The following is a 13570-nucleotide window of genomic DNA, read 5'->3' on the forward strand; positions in this document are numbered from 1 at the left end:
ACACCGCGCGCTGCGCGCTTCGCCATGGGCCGTCGATGCCCCGGCGGGTGGATTGCGACCCTGCCGCATCCGCCATCGCCGGGTCGCTGGCGACCCACCGCGACATGCCGCGCAGGGTCCGCGCCAAGGCACGGCGCGCATGCAGGTCCCTTGCGCGTGCGCTGGCACCGAGCTTGCAACGCGAGCCCCATGAAACACCCGGCTGCGCATGTCCGCGACGGCGTCGAACGGCTCATCGTGGACTACCTCAAGGCGCATCCGCGCGCCGCCGATTCGGCCGAAGGCATCCGGCGCTGGTGGCTCGGCGACAGCGGTGCCGCAGCCTCGGCCGAGGAGATCGAGCGCGCGCTGGCGCAGCTGGTCGGCGAGGGCCTGATGCGGCGCGTGAGCCTGGCGGACGGAACGCAGCTGTATTCGAGGGGAGTGGAGTGATGAGCCAACCGCGCCGCGCGCGCACGAGAAGGAGCATGGCATGCCATCGGCACTGACTTTTCCAGGCGTCTACATCGAAGAGGTGTCGAGCGGCGTCCGCACGATCACCGGCGTGGCCACGTCGATCACCGCGTTCGTCGGCCGCGCGCTGCGCGGGCCGCTGGACAACGATCCGCAGAACCAGAGCCCGGTGCGCATCCACAGCTTCGCCGACTACCAGCGCATCTTCGGCGGCCTGTGGGACGACAGTCCGATGTCCTTCGCGGTGAACCAGTATTTCCAGAACGGCGGCAGCGATGCGCTGATCGTGCGCGTGGCCGGCGCCAACATGGCGACCGCATCGATCACCAACAACGGCCTCACGCTGTCGGCGGCCAACCCGGGCTCGTGGGGCGGACTGGTCGAGGTCACGGTGACGCTGGACGACGGCTCGGGCGGCGCGCTGCCGGCGCCCTTCTTCAACCTCACGGTGCACGACACCGACACCGACCTGCGCGAGGTCTACTTCGGCCTCTCCACCAGCCCGGCCGATGCGCGCTACGTGCAGCGCGTGCTGCTCGGCAGCGCGCTGGTGCGCGCGACCGCGGTGCCGGCGGCGCCCGCGCGGCCGGCCGCGGCCGCGGCCACGCTGCTGACCGTCGCGGCGACGGCCGATGGCGATGCGGTCGATGCCACCGTCATCAGCGCGCCCGGCCTCGAAGCGACGCGCCAAGGGATCTTCGCGCTCGAACGCGCCGATCTCTTCAACATCCTCGTCATCCCGCCCTACGCGCCGGATGCCGACGTGCAGCCGGCCGACCTCGGCGGCGTGCTGAGCTACTGCGCGCGCCGCCGCGCCATCCTGCTGGTCGATCCGCCATCGGACGTCGACACCATCGACGAAGCCATCACCCATGCGAACGCGGTCGGCCGCGACATCAACGCGGCCTTCTTCTTCCCGCGCGTGAGCGCGCCCAACCCGCTGCGCGCGAACCAGTTGCAGGACTTCGTGCCCAGCGGCGCGGTCGCCGGCGTGATGGCGCGCACCGATGCCGCGCGCGGCGTCTGGAAGTCGGCCGCCGGCACCGAGGCCACGCTGACCGGCGTGAGCGCACTGACCGTCAAGCTCACCGACCTGCAGAACGGCGACCTCAATCCGATGGGCATCAACTGCCTGCGCGATTTCCCCGTCTACGGCCGCGTGGTGTGGGGCTCTCGCACGCTGGCCGGCGCCGATCCGCTGGCCTCGGAATGGAAGTACCTCGCGGTGCGCCGCATGGCGCTGTTCCTCGAGGAGAGCCTGTACCGCGGCACGCAGTGGGTGGTGTTCGAGCCCAACGACGAGCCGCTGTGGGCGCAGATCCGCCTGAACATCGGCGCCTTCCTGCAGGGCCTGTTCCGCCAGGGCGCGTTCCAGGGCAAGACGCCCAAGGAAGCGTACTTCGTCAAGTGCGACAGCGAGACCACCACGCAGGCCGACATCGACCTCGGCATCGTCAACATCTTCGTCGGCTTCGCACCGCTGAAGCCGGCCGAGTTCGTGGTGCTCAAGCTGCAGCAGATCGCCGGCGACATCCCGACCTAGGAGCACAGACATGGCCCAGTTTTCCGTCAATGCGCAGCGCTTCGATCCCTACAAGAACTTCAAATTCAGGGTCAAGTGGGATGGCCGCTACGTGGCCGGCGTCTGCAAGATCTCCGCGCTCAAGCGCACGACCGAGGTGGTCGAACACCGCGAGGGCGGCGACCCGTCGACCGGCCGCAAGTCGCCGGGCCGCACCAAGTACGAAGCGATCACGCTGGAGCGCGGCGTCACGCACGACACCGAGTTCGAGAAGTGGGCCAACAAGGTCTGGAACTTCGGCAGCGGCCTCGGCGCCGAGGTGTCGCTCAAGGACTTCCGCAAGGACCTGATCATCGAGATCTACAACGAGGCCGGCCAGCTCGCCATCGCCTACAAGGTGTACCGCTGCTGGGTCAGCGAGTTCCAGGCCGAAGCCGATCTCGATGCCAATGCCAATGCCGTGCTGATCCAGAGCATCAAGCTCGAGAACGAGGGCTGGGAGCGCGACCAGGACGTGACCGAGCCGAGCGAGCCGAGCTTCACCGAACCGGCCTGAGGACGATCGCGCATGGGCCTCGCCGATCTTCAATGCCTCGCGCTCCGGGAGCGCGGCGCAGAGCGCCATCCACTCGACCGCGCGCTGCTGCTCGCGGCCGCGGCGGCGCCCGAGATCGCCTGGGCCGACCGGCCGCTGGGTGCACGCGATGCGGCATTGCTGACGCTGCGCTGCGAATGGTTCGGGGCTGCCTTCGAGGCGCAAGTTGGCTGCCCCGCGTGCGGCGAAGCGTTGACCTTCACGCTGGATCTCAACGACTTCGCGCAACGCGCGCCGCGAGACGAGGCGCCCGTGACGGTCGGCGCCGCGCGTTTCCGGCGCCCGACCTCGCGCGATCTCGCGGCGCTGGTCGATGCGGTCGACGTCGACGCCGCCGCGCAGCGTTTGCTCGAACGCCTCGCGCTCGATGGCGTGCGCGCATGGAGCGCCGAGGAGCGCACCGCGATCGAAGCCGCGCTCGACGCGGCCGATCCGCTCGCGCATGTCACCCTCGACCTCGCCTGCACATATTGCGCACACCCATGGTCGGCGCCGCTCGACATCGCCGCCAGCCTGTGGGACGAGCTCGCCGCGCAGGCCGACCGGCTGCTCGACGACGTGCACCTGCTGGCCGGCGCCTATGGCTGGAGCGAGTCCGAGATCCTCGCGTTGCCGCCCGCACGACGGCAGCGCTACATCGAACGCGTGCTGTCATGAGCTTGCTGCGCGGCCTCGCTGAACGTGCGCTCGGCGCGGCGCGGCCGGTGCGCTCGCAGCGCGCGAGTCCGCTGCATGCGTTGCAACGCGACGAGTCCGTCGCCGAGCTCGCGCCGGCTTCCGAGCCCGCTTCGATGACGCAGCCGCTGATCGGCGCACCGGCACCCGTCATGTCGTCACAGCCGGACGTGGCAGCGACGGTGGCACGCGCAGCGCCGATGCACATGGCCACGCAGGCACATGTTCTGCCTCTCGTCATCACGCACCGCGCCGAGCCCGATGCCACACCGCCGAGGCGCGCCATGACCAAGGCCGCTCGCCATGCCGAAGCCGCGTCGCCATCGCGGCGCAACGCAGCGCGCGATCCATCGCCGCCAGCGCATGCCGATGCCTCGATGCCCGACCCCGAGCCGCTGGTGACCCACCAGGCACCGCAGCCAGGGGAATCGCCGCCGCTGCGCGGCATGCACGCGACACCGCCGCGCCGCGAGCGGCAGCCCGCACGCGCTGCCGCCGTGCCGGCACCGACCGAGGTCCACGTGAGCATCGGCCGTGTCGAACTCACCGCGCTGCCGGCTGCAGCGCCGCCGCGTGCCGCGCGTCCGCGCGACGCCAATGCGCGCGGCCTGGGCGATTACCTGCGCGGATCGCGCGGCAGGTCGTAGGCGCTCGCCATGAGCAATGCCCTTGCCCTCGCCGGTGTCACCGCGGTGTTGAAGGACCTGATCGACACCGGCCTGATCGATCACCAGGTCACCGACGCGATGGGCGCCGGCGTCACCGTCTCCTCGATGCCGCCCGATGCCGTGCCGCTCGAAGGGCCGGACGCGGTGCCGCGCGTCAACCTCTTCCTGCATCAGGTCACGCCCAATGCGGCCTGGCGCAATGTCGCACTGCCCTCGCGCGACAGCCGCGGCGCGCGCAGCACCGACCCGCCGCTCGCGCTCGACCTGCATTACCTGCTGAGCGCCTATGGCTTCGAGGAGTTGCAGGCCGAGGTGCTGCTCGGCTATGCGCTGCAGCTGCTGCACGAGAACCCGATGCTCGGGCGCGCGCAGATCCGCACCGCACTCAATCCCTCGCCGGTCAGCGGCGCGCTGCTGCCTACCGTGTACCAGTCGCTGCGCAGCGCCGACCTCGCCGAGCAGGTCGAGATGCTGAGGATCACGCCCACCGCGATGGGCGGCGAAGAGATGTCGCGGCTGTGGACCGCGCTGCAGGCGCGCTACCGCCCGACCACCAACTTCGTGGTCTCGGTGGTGCTGATCGAAGCGCGGCGGCCCGCGGTCTCGCCGCTGCCGGTGCTGCGGCGCGGCGATCTCGACCAGGGCGTGTTCGTCAATCCGGATCTGGTGCCGCCCTTCCCCACGCTCGACAGCCTGATCGCGCCTGCGCACCAGACACCCTCGGCGCTGCGCCTGGGCGACGCGGTCGATGCGAGCGGCCATCATCTGGGCGGCACGGCGCGCGCACTGCTGCTCGGCAACGACCGCTTCGGCATCGCGCAGGAGATCGCGCTGGCCGACAGCAGCGACGATGCGGCCTTCAGCTTCAACCTCGCCCTGCCGCCCGCCGCGCTGCCGGCCGGCGTCTACCAGGCCGCGCTGCGCGTGCTGCGCCCTGGCGATACCGCGCCGCGCACCAGCAACACGCTGCCGATCGCGATCGCACCGGCCATCACCAGCTTCCCGCCGCTCGCGATGGCGCGCAGCGCGGCCAACGTGTTGTCGCTCACGCTGGGCTGCGCACCCGTGGTGCGCGTCGGCCAGGCCGTGACGCTGGTGATGGACACGCGCGAGACGCCGGCATTGCCCTTCGCCGCCGACACGGCGCAGCTCGACTTCGCGTTCGCCGATGCGCCGCCGGCCGGCGGCACGCCGCTCCTGCGCCTGAAGATCGACGGCATCGAGAGCGTGGTGGTCAACCGCGGCGCCACGCCGCCCGCGTTCTTCAACGACCGCATCACGCTGCCGCCATGAACGCGAAACTCCCGCTCGCCTGGCCCGAGGCCAACCAGCGCCTGCTGGCGGCCGAGTTCGCGCAATTGCGCCGCCGTCTCGGCGACAGCGGCGCGCCGGCCGTGCCGAGCCCCGTGGAAGCCGGTGCCGCGCTGCCCGAACCCGCAGCCATCGATCAGATCACGGCCACCTTCGGCCTCAGCGATTTCGAGCGCAGCCTGCTGCTGCTGGCCGCGGGCATCGAAATGGATTCGGCACTCGCAGCGCGGGTGCCGCGCCTGAGTTTCGGCCTCGCGCTCGGCGCGCTGCCCGGCGCGCACTGGAGCGCGCTGACGCCGCGCGCACCGCTGCGCGCATGGCGACTGCTGGAGATCGAGGACGGCAGCCCGAGCCAGGCCCGCCTGCGCATCGACGAACGCGTTCTGCATCACCTCGCCGGCCTCAACCAGCTCGACGCGCGCCTCGTGCCCTTGCTGCGCGAGCATCCCGCGCCGTCGTTGATGGCCGATGCCCATCGCCGCCTGGCCGACGCACTGGCCGCCGAGATCGCAGCCAGCGGCATCGCGCAGCCGCTCACGCTGCTCGCCGGCGACGATGCCGACGGCCAGTGCGACGTCGCGGCCGCGGTGGCCGCGCGCCTCGGCCGCGTGCTGTTCGTGCTCGCACAGGCCGACGTGCCCGCGCAGGCCGGCGAGCAGGAAGCGCTGGCCACGCTCTGGCAGCGCGAGGCGGTGCTGCTGCCCGCGGCCCTGCTGATCGAAAGCCGTGATGCCGCCGGCGGCGATGCGTCCGCGCTCGCGCGGCTGGTGGCGCGCCTCGGCGGCCCGGTGTTCGTCGCCGCGCGCGAAAGACCGCCGCTGCCCGCGGCCTTCGGCGGCCGCGTCGACAAGCCCGACGGCGACGGCCAGCGCGCGCTCTGGCTGGCGGCGCTGGGCACCGACTGCACGCCCGCGTTGCGCAGCGCGATCGATGCCGTGGCCTCGCAGTTCAGGCTTTCCGCGGCAGCGATCGCGCGCCGCACGGCGCCCTGGCGCGACGCGGCCGATCCAAAGCCGCTGGCCGATCGCCTGTGGCACGCGTGCTGCGAGCAGGCGCGCCCGCGCCTCGAAGAACTCGCGCAGCGCATCGAGCCGGTCGCCGACTGGCAGGCGCTGGTGCTGCCCGAAGCGCAACTCGCGATCCTGCGCCAGCTCGCGGCGCAGGTGCGTCAGCGCATTCGCGTCCATGCCGACTGGGGTTTCGGCGCGCAGGGCCAGCGCGGCCTGGGCATCAGCGCGCTCTTCTTCGGCGAGAGCGGCGTCGGCAAGACCATGGCCTGCGAAGTGCTCGCGAAAGAACTCGCGCTCGACCTCTACCGCATCGACCTGTCGAGCGTGGTCAGCAAGTACATCGGCGAGACCGAGAAGAACCTGCGCCGCGTCTTCGATGCGGCCGAGGACTCGGGCGCGATCCTGCTGTTCGACGAGGCCGATGCGCTGTTCGGCAAGCGCAGCGAGGTCAAGGACAGCCACGACCGCTACGCCAACATCGAGGTCGGCTACCTGCTGCAGCGCATGGAGAGTTACCGCGGCCTCGCGGTGCTGACCACCAACCAGCGCGCCGCGCTCGATCCGGCCTTCCTGCGCCGGCTGCGCTTCGTGCTGCAGTTCCCCTTCCCCGACCTCGCGCAACGCGAAGCCATCTGGCGCCGCGTGTTCCCCGACGCCATGCCACGCGGCGCGCTCGACTATGCGCGCCTCGCGCGGCTGCCGATGGCCGGCGGCCACATCCGCAACATCGCGCTCAATGCGGCCTTCCTCGCGGCCGAGGGCGGCGAGCCGCTCGCGATGGCGCACCTCGCGCGCGCCGCGCACCACGAGGCGGCCAAGCACGAACGGCCGCTGGCCGAATCGCAGACGCGAGGGTGGGCGTCATGACCAAGGTCGTTCTGCACATCGATCGCCTGGTGCTGCGCGGCGTGCCGGCGGCAGAGCGCGACGCGGTCGTCGCCGGCCTCAAGGCCGCGCTGGCGCGAGAGTTCGCGCTGCCCGGCGTGGCCGAACAGCTTGCGAACACGGGGCATCGCGACGCGGTGCGTGCACGTTTCGCCGCGCCCGCCGGCGCGCAGGCACTGGGCCGCGATGCGGGCCGGCACATGGCCGCGGGAGTGCGTCGATGAAGGCGCCGGCCGCCACCGCCGTTCGCAACGCGAAGCCGGCCGCCGCGCCCTCCGGCGCGATGCGCGAGCGCGTGGTCGGCGCGGTCAACGATCCGCTGGAAGGCGAAGCGGATCGGATCGCGGCGCGGGTGCTCGCGGCGCCCGCAACACTTGCACCGCGCGGCACGGCGCTCGCGCCGGCGCGAGACGCACGGTCCGCACGCTCCACATCGGAAGCTGTGCCCGCGAGCGTAGACGGAGTGCTGGCGAGTCCGGGCACGCCCCTGACACCGGCGCTGCGGCAAGACATGGAACAGCGCTTCGGCCACGACTTCGCGTCGGTGCGCGTGCATGCCGATGGCGCGGCCGCGCGCTCGGCACGGGACCTGAACGCGCATGCCTACACGGCGGGCCGCGACATCGCGTTCGCTGCCGGCCGCTATGCGCCGGGCACCGGCGAAGGACGCCACCTGATCGCGCACGAGTTGACGCACGTGCTGCAGCAGACAAGCCCCGGTGCAGCACACGCCCCCGGCACGCTGCTGCAGCGCCAACCCGCGACGACCGGCACCGGCACGCCGAACGCAGTCCCCGCGGCGACGCCCGACAGAAAGTGGGCTGCTGCCTGGAGCGATTTCGGGGTCGCCAAGGTCTCGGACACGAAGCGCGTGCCGGCGCTGATCGATGAACTGCTGGCGATCGCCGACGCGTCGGGCTACGACATCGACGTGCTCGACCAGGGCATCCAGCTGGTGGAGGAACTCGAGCAGCGCCAGGAGTTCGCGAAGGCGGACCGCCTGAGGGAAACGCTGCAGCGCAAGTTCTTCATCGCCTTCACCGTCGGCCGCGACCTCCCGCGCGGCGGGCAGCTGAGCACGAAGAGCAGTTCGGTCATGGGTGATCCCGGCGGACTCGTCAGGCTCGGCGAGGACGCGGCGAGGCGCGGCGACCACGAGCGGGCCTTCGGCTACTTCGGCGCCGCGCATGAAATCCTCTCCTACTACGCGCTGCAGGCGACCGAGAAATCGAAGGCCACGGCCGACGTGTCGCACCGCGACCGCCGCTACCACCAGCTCGAAGGCATCTACGACGAGATGCGCGAGATCTACGGCTTCTACGCCGGCCTCGAAGCCGCGGCGCGCGCCGCCGGCGATGCGAAGCGCGCCGACGCGCTGCGCGACAAGGGCGTCGCATTGCGCGCGGACCTGAAGGCGAACCACACGCCCTTCGGCGACGCGCCGGCGGAGATCGCGGAGACCAGCCAGGTGAAGACGGCCACCGGCCGGCCGGCCTTCCGCTACCACGGTGCCAACCAGGCAGAGACCGATCTGACCGAGCTGCCCGGCCATCCCTTCTCGGCCGACATGCTGCAGACCGGCGAAGGCCAGGACCCGCAGAACCTCGACCTGGTGCAGGGCGCGCTGATGGGGCAGGCCGACTTCCAGGCCGAGATCGCACGCGAGCCCGAGATCCGCAAGGCCTTCCGCGACCAGCCCGTGGACCTCAACGACAGCGCGCAGCGCCTGAAAGCCTGGTCGATCATGTACGGCATCTACCAGCGCCGCGGCCCGGGCGCGCTCGGCGCGCTGATGGCGCTGATGGGCCGCTACCTCAAGGCCTACACCTACCACACGGGCTACAACGTCCGCGACTTCGGGACCAACTACATCGACTCGAAGATGCCGAGCGACCTGGCCGGACGGCTGGTGCGCGACTGCGGCGTGTACGCGCTGACGGTGGCGCAGGACGTCCTCGAAACCGCGAGGAAGAGCGACGCGAAACTCAGGCTCGACTTCACGCTCGCGACGCTGCTCGATCACATCATCCTGATCATCACGGACGATGCGACCGGCGACACCTACCTGGTCAACAACGACCTGATCACGCAATTCAGCAAACCGAAGGGCTATGCGCCGCAGTTCACGCGTCCGCCGGGCCTGCCCGCGAACGTCGACCTGTTCCTCGAAGACCCCGAGACGCCGCCGCCCAAGCCCTTCGACCGGGACGAGGAAGTGGGCAAGCAGTACGCCCAGCTGCGCAACATTCCCTACCTCGTCACGCCGGTCAACTACACGCCCATCGGCTCGACGAAGGACAGCGGCGAGACCTTCAAGAACAAGGCCTGGTCCATCTATGGCAAGACCACCGACTACATGGCGAAGGTGCCCGTCGACATCGGCATGCTGGAGGATTTCTCGAAGAGCTCGCAGACGCTCGACACGCTCATCGACGAACTCGCACCGCAGGCCGGCAGCGCTGCGGCGATCAGCGCATGGCTCGACGCGGGCTGGCCGGAGATCAACTCGCTGCTGGTTCGCTTCGAACAGGTCGGGCCGCAGGCCTTCAACCGAATCAAGCCGCCGGCGGCCAAGCCCGCAGGATCGACCAATGGCGGCGCGTTCCGCTGGACAGGCAGCAACCATCCGCTGGTGCGCGTCGCGCTGATCCTGCTGCGCCTGCAGAGTCTGGGCCAGCCGCTGACGCGCGCCCAGCAGCAGTACCTGAACTACTTCGAGAAGGCCTTCAAGGACCTGCTGGACAAGAGCCGCGCGGACGCGCTGGCGGGGCGCTTCTGAAGTCCGGACCTGGAGCCACAACCATGAACCCGACCCCCATCCGCATCCCTTCGCACCGGAGGCAGGCATGAGTTCCTTTCCGGGCAGCCCGCGCCTGATCAAGGGCGGCCTCGTCGTGCTCGCACCCGGCGGCGGCGCGGTGCAGCGCACGATCGCACTGCAATACAACCCCGACACGCTCACGCGCAGCTACCAGGTGCAGGGCGTCGGCGGCGACGGCGGCGGCGAGCGCGCGCAACCCTTCCGCCTCAAGGGGCCGGCGATCGAATCGATCAAGCTCGAAGCCGAGATCGATGCCACCGACCAGCTCGAGCATCCGGACAGCAACGCCAATGCCGTCGCCTACGGCATCGCGCCGCAGCTCGCGGTGCTGGAGGCGCTGGTCAATCCGAGCGTCGAGGAACTGCTCTCGGTCGCCACGCAGGGCGCCAACGGCACGCTCGAGATCCTGCCGCCCGAAGCGCCGCTGGTGCTCTTCATCTGGAGCACCAGCCGCGTGGTGCCGGTGCGCGTGACCGACATCTCGATCACCGAGGAAGCCTTCGACCCGGCGCTCAATCCGCTGCGCGCCAAGGTTTCGCTGGGCCTGCGCGTGATGAGCACCGACGACCTCGGCTTCCAGCACAAGGGCGGCACGATCTTCCTGAGCCACCTGCGCGTGCGCGAGGCGCTGGCCGCACGCGCCGGCACCGCGACGCTGGCCTCGCTGGGCCTCGGCAACCTGCCGTGAAGGAGCCCTCGGCATGACCACCACCGATCCGGTCCAGCTGCTCATCGACGCGGGCGCGATCCCGGCCAGCCCGTTCACGCCGAACAGCCGCTACGACGGCGTGCCGCTCGGCCGCCTGGTGCGCGCGCCTGGCGACCCGGGCGTGCCCTATGTGCTGCGCCGCTTCATCCCGCAGCGGCGCGACATCGCGATCGCAGCCGAACACGTGGTGACCAGCGGCGAGCGCCCCGACCTGCTGGCCTCGCAGGCACTCGGCGACCCCGAGCTCTACTGGCGCATCGCCGATGCCAACGCGGTCACCGATCCGTTCGAACTCAGCGACACGCCCGGCGCGCGCGTGCGCATTCCGCAGCCTCCGGGCTTCTGACGGCAAAGGCCATGGCCATGCCCGGCGGCGTCCAGCTTTCGCTCCTGATCGGCCCGGTGCCCGTGCCCGCGCCGCGCGAGGTGGTGGACGCGCTGGTGCACGTGAAGGTCGAGGACGGCTCGGGCGAAACGCAGAGCGGCTTCGAGCTGAACTTCGAATTGCCGCTGCGCTCGCCGCTGCGCACGCTGTTCCTGCTCACCGGCGGCGGCGGCGTGCCGCTGATGCGCGTGGTGCTGGTGGTGACTTTGAACGGCAGTGCGCAGTCGATCATCGACGGCGTGATGACCAACGTCGAGACGCGGCCCGGCGAAGGCGGCGTCGGCAAGCTGGTGGTCAAGGGCAAGGACCTGTCGGCGCTGATGGACATCATCGAGCTGCCGGGCATTCCGTTCCCCGCCATGCCGCCTTCGGCGCGCGTGCTGCTGGTGCTGGCCAAGTACGCGGCGCTCGGTGTGGTCCCGATGGTGATCCCGAGCGTGCTCGACATTCCGCCGCTGCCCGTGCAGCAGATCCCGCAGCAGCGCGGCAGCGACTATGCCTACGTGAAGAAGCTGGCCGGCGAGGCGGGCTACGTGTTCTACCTCGAGCCCGGTCCTGCGCCCGGCACCTCGAAAGCCTACTGGGGCCCGGAGATCCGCTTCGGCCAGCCGCAGCCCGCGCTCACCACCGGCATGGACGCGCGGAACAATGTCGACCAGCTGTCCTTCGATTTCGACAAGGAGCGCAAGACGACGCCGATCGTCTTCTTCCAGGAGCCGGTCAGCAAGGCGCCGATCGGCATCCCGATCCCCGACATCACGCCGATGAACCCGCCGCTCGGCCTGGTGCCGCCGCTGCCGCCGAAGGTCGTCAAGCTCGACAAGACCGCGCACCTGTCGGCGCCCGAGGCGCTGATGGCCGGGCTGGCCTATGCGAGCCAGCACAGCGACTCCGTGTTCGGCCACGGGCGGCTCGATGTCGCCAAGTACGGGCGTCTGCTCAGGTCGCGCCAGCTGGTCGGCGTGCGCGGCGCCGGCCTGCCCTTCGACGGCCTCTACTACGTGAAGAGCGTGACGCACGAGATCGAGCGCGGTGCCTACAAGCAGGGCTTCACGCTGGCGCGCAACGGGCTGGTCTCGACATTTCCGACGGTACCGACATGAGCGACTCACCCCTCTACGGCAAGTACCGCGGCACGGTCGTCGACAACGTCGACCCGCTGCAGATCGGCCGCATCCAGGCGATGGTGCCCGACCTCGCCGGCGTCATCCCCGGCACCTGGGCCATGCCCTGCGTACCGGCCGCGGGCATCAACACCGGCTTCTTCACCGTGCCGATGATCGGTGCCGGCGTGTGGATCGAGTTCGAGCGCGGCGACCCCGACTACCCGATCTGGGTCGGCGGCTACTGGGGCAGCGCGGCCGAAGTGCCCACGCTCGCGCGCGCAGTGCCGCCGGGCGTCACCGGCTTCGTGCTGCAGACGCCGCTGAACAACGGCCTCGTGATCAGCGACCTGCCCGGCCCGACCGGCGGCATCCTGATCCAGACCACGACGGGCGCGATGATCTCGGTGAGCGACGCGGGCATCGTTATCTCCAACGGCCAGGGCGCGGTGATCAACATGACCGGGCCGACGGTCGACCTCAACCTCGGCGCGCTGACGGTGGTCTAGGAGCCCACGCGATGCCCTCGCCCATCCTCCACGTCGGCGCCACCGTGATGTGCGCGCATGCGGGCCAGGCCACGCCGATGACGCCCTTCCCGCGCGTGACCGTGAGCGGCCAGCCGGTGGTGACGCTGAGCAGCCCGTATGCGGTCGCGGCCTGCGGCTTGAGCGGTTCGGGATCGCCGCCCTGCGCCACGGCGCAGTGGGTGGTCGGCGCGACACGCGTGATGGCCGGCGGCGCGCCGGTGCTGACGATGACCGGGCAGTCGGTGTGCGTGCCGACCGGCACGCCGCTGATGCCGGTGGCCGCGCAGACGCGCGCGCTCGCAACCTGAGAGCCAAAGGGATGCAGCCATGAGCGATCTCGATTTCCCCTACCGTTTCGACAGCCTCGGCCGCACGGCGACGACGGCGCGCGACGACCACATCCGCGACCTGATCGAGCAGGTGCTGTTCACCGCACCGGGCGAGCGCGTGATGCGCCCCGACTTCGGCAGCGGCCTGCTCGCGCTGGTGTTCGAGCCCAACAGCAGCACGCTGGCCGCGACCACGCAGATGCTGGTGCAGGGCGCGCTGCAGCAGTACCTGTCGGACCTGATCGCGGTGCAGTCGGTGCAGGTGGTCAACGACGATTCGGCGCTGCGGGTCGATGTGAGCTATGTGGTGCTGCTGGATCGCAGCACGCATGTGGAGAGTTTTGCGGTGCCTGGGAGTGCGACGTGAATGCGCTGCGGCCCCCGCTACCGCCCGGCGCCCTCACCCCAGCCCTCTCCCGGAGGGAGAGGGGGCAATACACCGGCGCCGCGGGCGGAAGCAGCGCTCGCACACCCCCAAGCCCGGTCTGCGCTGCGGGATGGTCGGCCCCTCTGCGCCGCCGAGGAGCGCAGCCTTTCGCGGATCAGGGCTCGCGACTGTCTGAGCCGAAGGCGA

Annotated in this window: 15 protein-coding genes; all 15 read left to right on the forward strand. The window is 70.7% G+C overall.

The genetic code is table 11. The features are described 5' to 3' along the window. Positions 1-189: 189 nt before the first annotated feature. The 15 genes from E5P2_RS20630 to E5P2_RS20700 all read left to right on the forward strand — a co-directional run bounded on the left by E5P2_RS20630 (position 190) and on the right by E5P2_RS20700 (position 13363). Complete coding sequence (locus E5P2_RS20630) at positions 190-432, forward strand: hypothetical protein (RefSeq protein ID WP_162568975.1); 243 nt, start codon at positions 190-192, stop codon at positions 430-432. Positions 433-472: 40 nt separating this feature from the next. Next, entirely contained in the window at positions 473-1996 is a 1524-nt protein-coding gene (locus tag E5P2_RS20635; protein ID WP_162568977.1) for a phage tail sheath family protein, read from the forward strand. Between the two features lie 10 nt (positions 1997-2006). Then, positions 2007-2531: a phage tail protein gene (locus E5P2_RS20640; RefSeq protein WP_162568979.1), complete on the forward strand. Its 525-nt coding sequence runs from the start codon at positions 2007-2009 to the stop codon at positions 2529-2531. A 12-nt stretch (positions 2532-2543) separates the two neighbouring features. Then, the gene (locus tag E5P2_RS20645; RefSeq protein ID WP_162568981.1) at positions 2544-3227 is read left to right on the forward strand and encodes a hypothetical protein; all 684 of its coding nucleotides are present in this window, start codon (positions 2544-2546) and stop codon (positions 3225-3227) included. Next, a complete protein-coding gene (locus E5P2_RS20650; RefSeq protein WP_162568983.1) occupies positions 3224-3892 on the forward strand; it encodes a hypothetical protein in 669 nt (222 codons plus the stop codon). Before E5P2_RS20645 ends, E5P2_RS20650 begins: the two co-directional genes overlap by 4 nt. Positions 3893-3901: 9 nt before the next feature. Further along, a complete protein-coding gene (locus E5P2_RS20655) occupies positions 3902-5206 on the forward strand; it encodes a DUF4255 domain-containing protein (protein ID WP_162568985.1) in 1305 nt (434 codons plus the stop codon). Beyond that, the gene (locus tag E5P2_RS20660) at positions 5203-7101 is read left to right on the forward strand and encodes an AAA family ATPase (RefSeq protein WP_162568987.1); all 1899 of its coding nucleotides are present in this window, start codon (positions 5203-5205) and stop codon (positions 7099-7101) included. Before E5P2_RS20655 ends, E5P2_RS20660 begins: the two co-directional genes overlap by 4 nt. Beyond that, complete coding sequence (locus E5P2_RS20665; protein ID WP_162568989.1) at positions 7098-7343, forward strand: hypothetical protein; 246 nt, start codon at positions 7098-7100, stop codon at positions 7341-7343. The genes E5P2_RS20660 and E5P2_RS20665 overlap by 4 nt, the downstream gene beginning before the upstream one ends. After that, complete coding sequence (locus tag E5P2_RS20670; protein WP_197908532.1) at positions 7340-9898, forward strand: eCIS core domain-containing protein; 2559 nt, start codon at positions 7340-7342, stop codon at positions 9896-9898. Before E5P2_RS20665 ends, E5P2_RS20670 begins: the two co-directional genes overlap by 4 nt. 67 nt (positions 9899-9965) lie before the next feature. Continuing rightward, entirely contained in the window at positions 9966-10628 is a 663-nt protein-coding gene (locus tag E5P2_RS20675) for a CIS tube protein (RefSeq protein WP_162568991.1), read from the forward strand. Positions 10629-10641: 13 nt separating this feature from the next. Further along, positions 10642-10995, forward strand: coding sequence for a Base plate wedge protein 53 (locus E5P2_RS20680; RefSeq protein ID WP_162568993.1), 354 nt, complete (start codon positions 10642-10644; stop codon positions 10993-10995). An 11-nt stretch (positions 10996-11006) separates the two neighbouring features. Then, the gene (locus E5P2_RS20685; protein WP_232080781.1) at positions 11007-12137 is read left to right on the forward strand and encodes a hypothetical protein; all 1131 of its coding nucleotides are present in this window, start codon (positions 11007-11009) and stop codon (positions 12135-12137) included. Beyond that, on the forward strand, positions 12134-12646 hold the full coding sequence (locus E5P2_RS20690) for a phage baseplate assembly protein V (protein ID WP_162568995.1): 513 nt from the start codon (positions 12134-12136) through the stop codon (positions 12644-12646). The genes E5P2_RS20685 and E5P2_RS20690 overlap by 4 nt, the downstream gene beginning before the upstream one ends. An 11-nt stretch (positions 12647-12657) precedes the next feature. After that, positions 12658-12975, forward strand: coding sequence for a hypothetical protein (locus E5P2_RS20695; protein ID WP_162568997.1), 318 nt, complete (start codon positions 12658-12660; stop codon positions 12973-12975). 19 nt (positions 12976-12994) lie between these two features. Further along, entirely contained in the window at positions 12995-13363 is a 369-nt protein-coding gene (locus E5P2_RS20700) for a GPW/gp25 family protein (RefSeq protein ID WP_162568999.1), read from the forward strand. The last annotated feature ends 207 nt before the right edge of the window (positions 13364-13570 follow it).

The organism is Variovorax sp. SRS16 (genome assembly GCF_901827165.1).
Classification (GTDB): Bacteria; Pseudomonadota; Gammaproteobacteria; order Burkholderiales; family Burkholderiaceae_C; genus Variovorax.

Coding starts and splice junctions, on each gene's coding strand:
- E5P2_RS20660 (WP_162568987.1), top strand. CDS start 5,203: ATGAACGCGAAACTCCCGCTCGCCTGGCCCGAGGCCAACCAGCGCCTG.
- E5P2_RS20655 (WP_162568985.1), top strand. CDS start 3,902: ATGAGCAATGCCCTTGCCCTCGCCGGTGTCACCGCGGTGTTGAAGGAC.
- E5P2_RS20670 (WP_197908532.1), top strand. CDS start 7,340: ATGAAGGCGCCGGCCGCCACCGCCGTTCGCAACGCGAAGCCGGCCGCC.
- E5P2_RS20665 (WP_162568989.1), top strand. CDS start 7,098: ATGACCAAGGTCGTTCTGCACATCGATCGCCTGGTGCTGCGCGGCGTG.
- E5P2_RS20675 (WP_162568991.1), top strand. CDS start 9,966: ATGAGTTCCTTTCCGGGCAGCCCGCGCCTGATCAAGGGCGGCCTCGTC.
- E5P2_RS20685 (WP_232080781.1), top strand. CDS start 11,007: ATGGCCATGCCCGGCGGCGTCCAGCTTTCGCTCCTGATCGGCCCGGTG.
- E5P2_RS20700 (WP_162568999.1), top strand. CDS start 12,995: ATGAGCGATCTCGATTTCCCCTACCGTTTCGACAGCCTCGGCCGCACG.
- E5P2_RS20640 (WP_162568979.1), top strand. CDS start 2,007: ATGGCCCAGTTTTCCGTCAATGCGCAGCGCTTCGATCCCTACAAGAAC.
- E5P2_RS20635 (WP_162568977.1), top strand. CDS start 473: ATGCCATCGGCACTGACTTTTCCAGGCGTCTACATCGAAGAGGTGTCG.
- E5P2_RS20645 (WP_162568981.1), top strand. CDS start 2,544: ATGGGCCTCGCCGATCTTCAATGCCTCGCGCTCCGGGAGCGCGGCGCA.
- E5P2_RS20680 (WP_162568993.1), top strand. CDS start 10,642: ATGACCACCACCGATCCGGTCCAGCTGCTCATCGACGCGGGCGCGATC.
- E5P2_RS20690 (WP_162568995.1), top strand. CDS start 12,134: ATGAGCGACTCACCCCTCTACGGCAAGTACCGCGGCACGGTCGTCGAC.
- E5P2_RS20695 (WP_162568997.1), top strand. CDS start 12,658: ATGCCCTCGCCCATCCTCCACGTCGGCGCCACCGTGATGTGCGCGCAT.
- E5P2_RS20630 (WP_162568975.1), top strand. CDS start 190: ATGAAACACCCGGCTGCGCATGTCCGCGACGGCGTCGAACGGCTCATC.
- E5P2_RS20650 (WP_162568983.1), top strand. CDS start 3,224: ATGAGCTTGCTGCGCGGCCTCGCTGAACGTGCGCTCGGCGCGGCGCGG.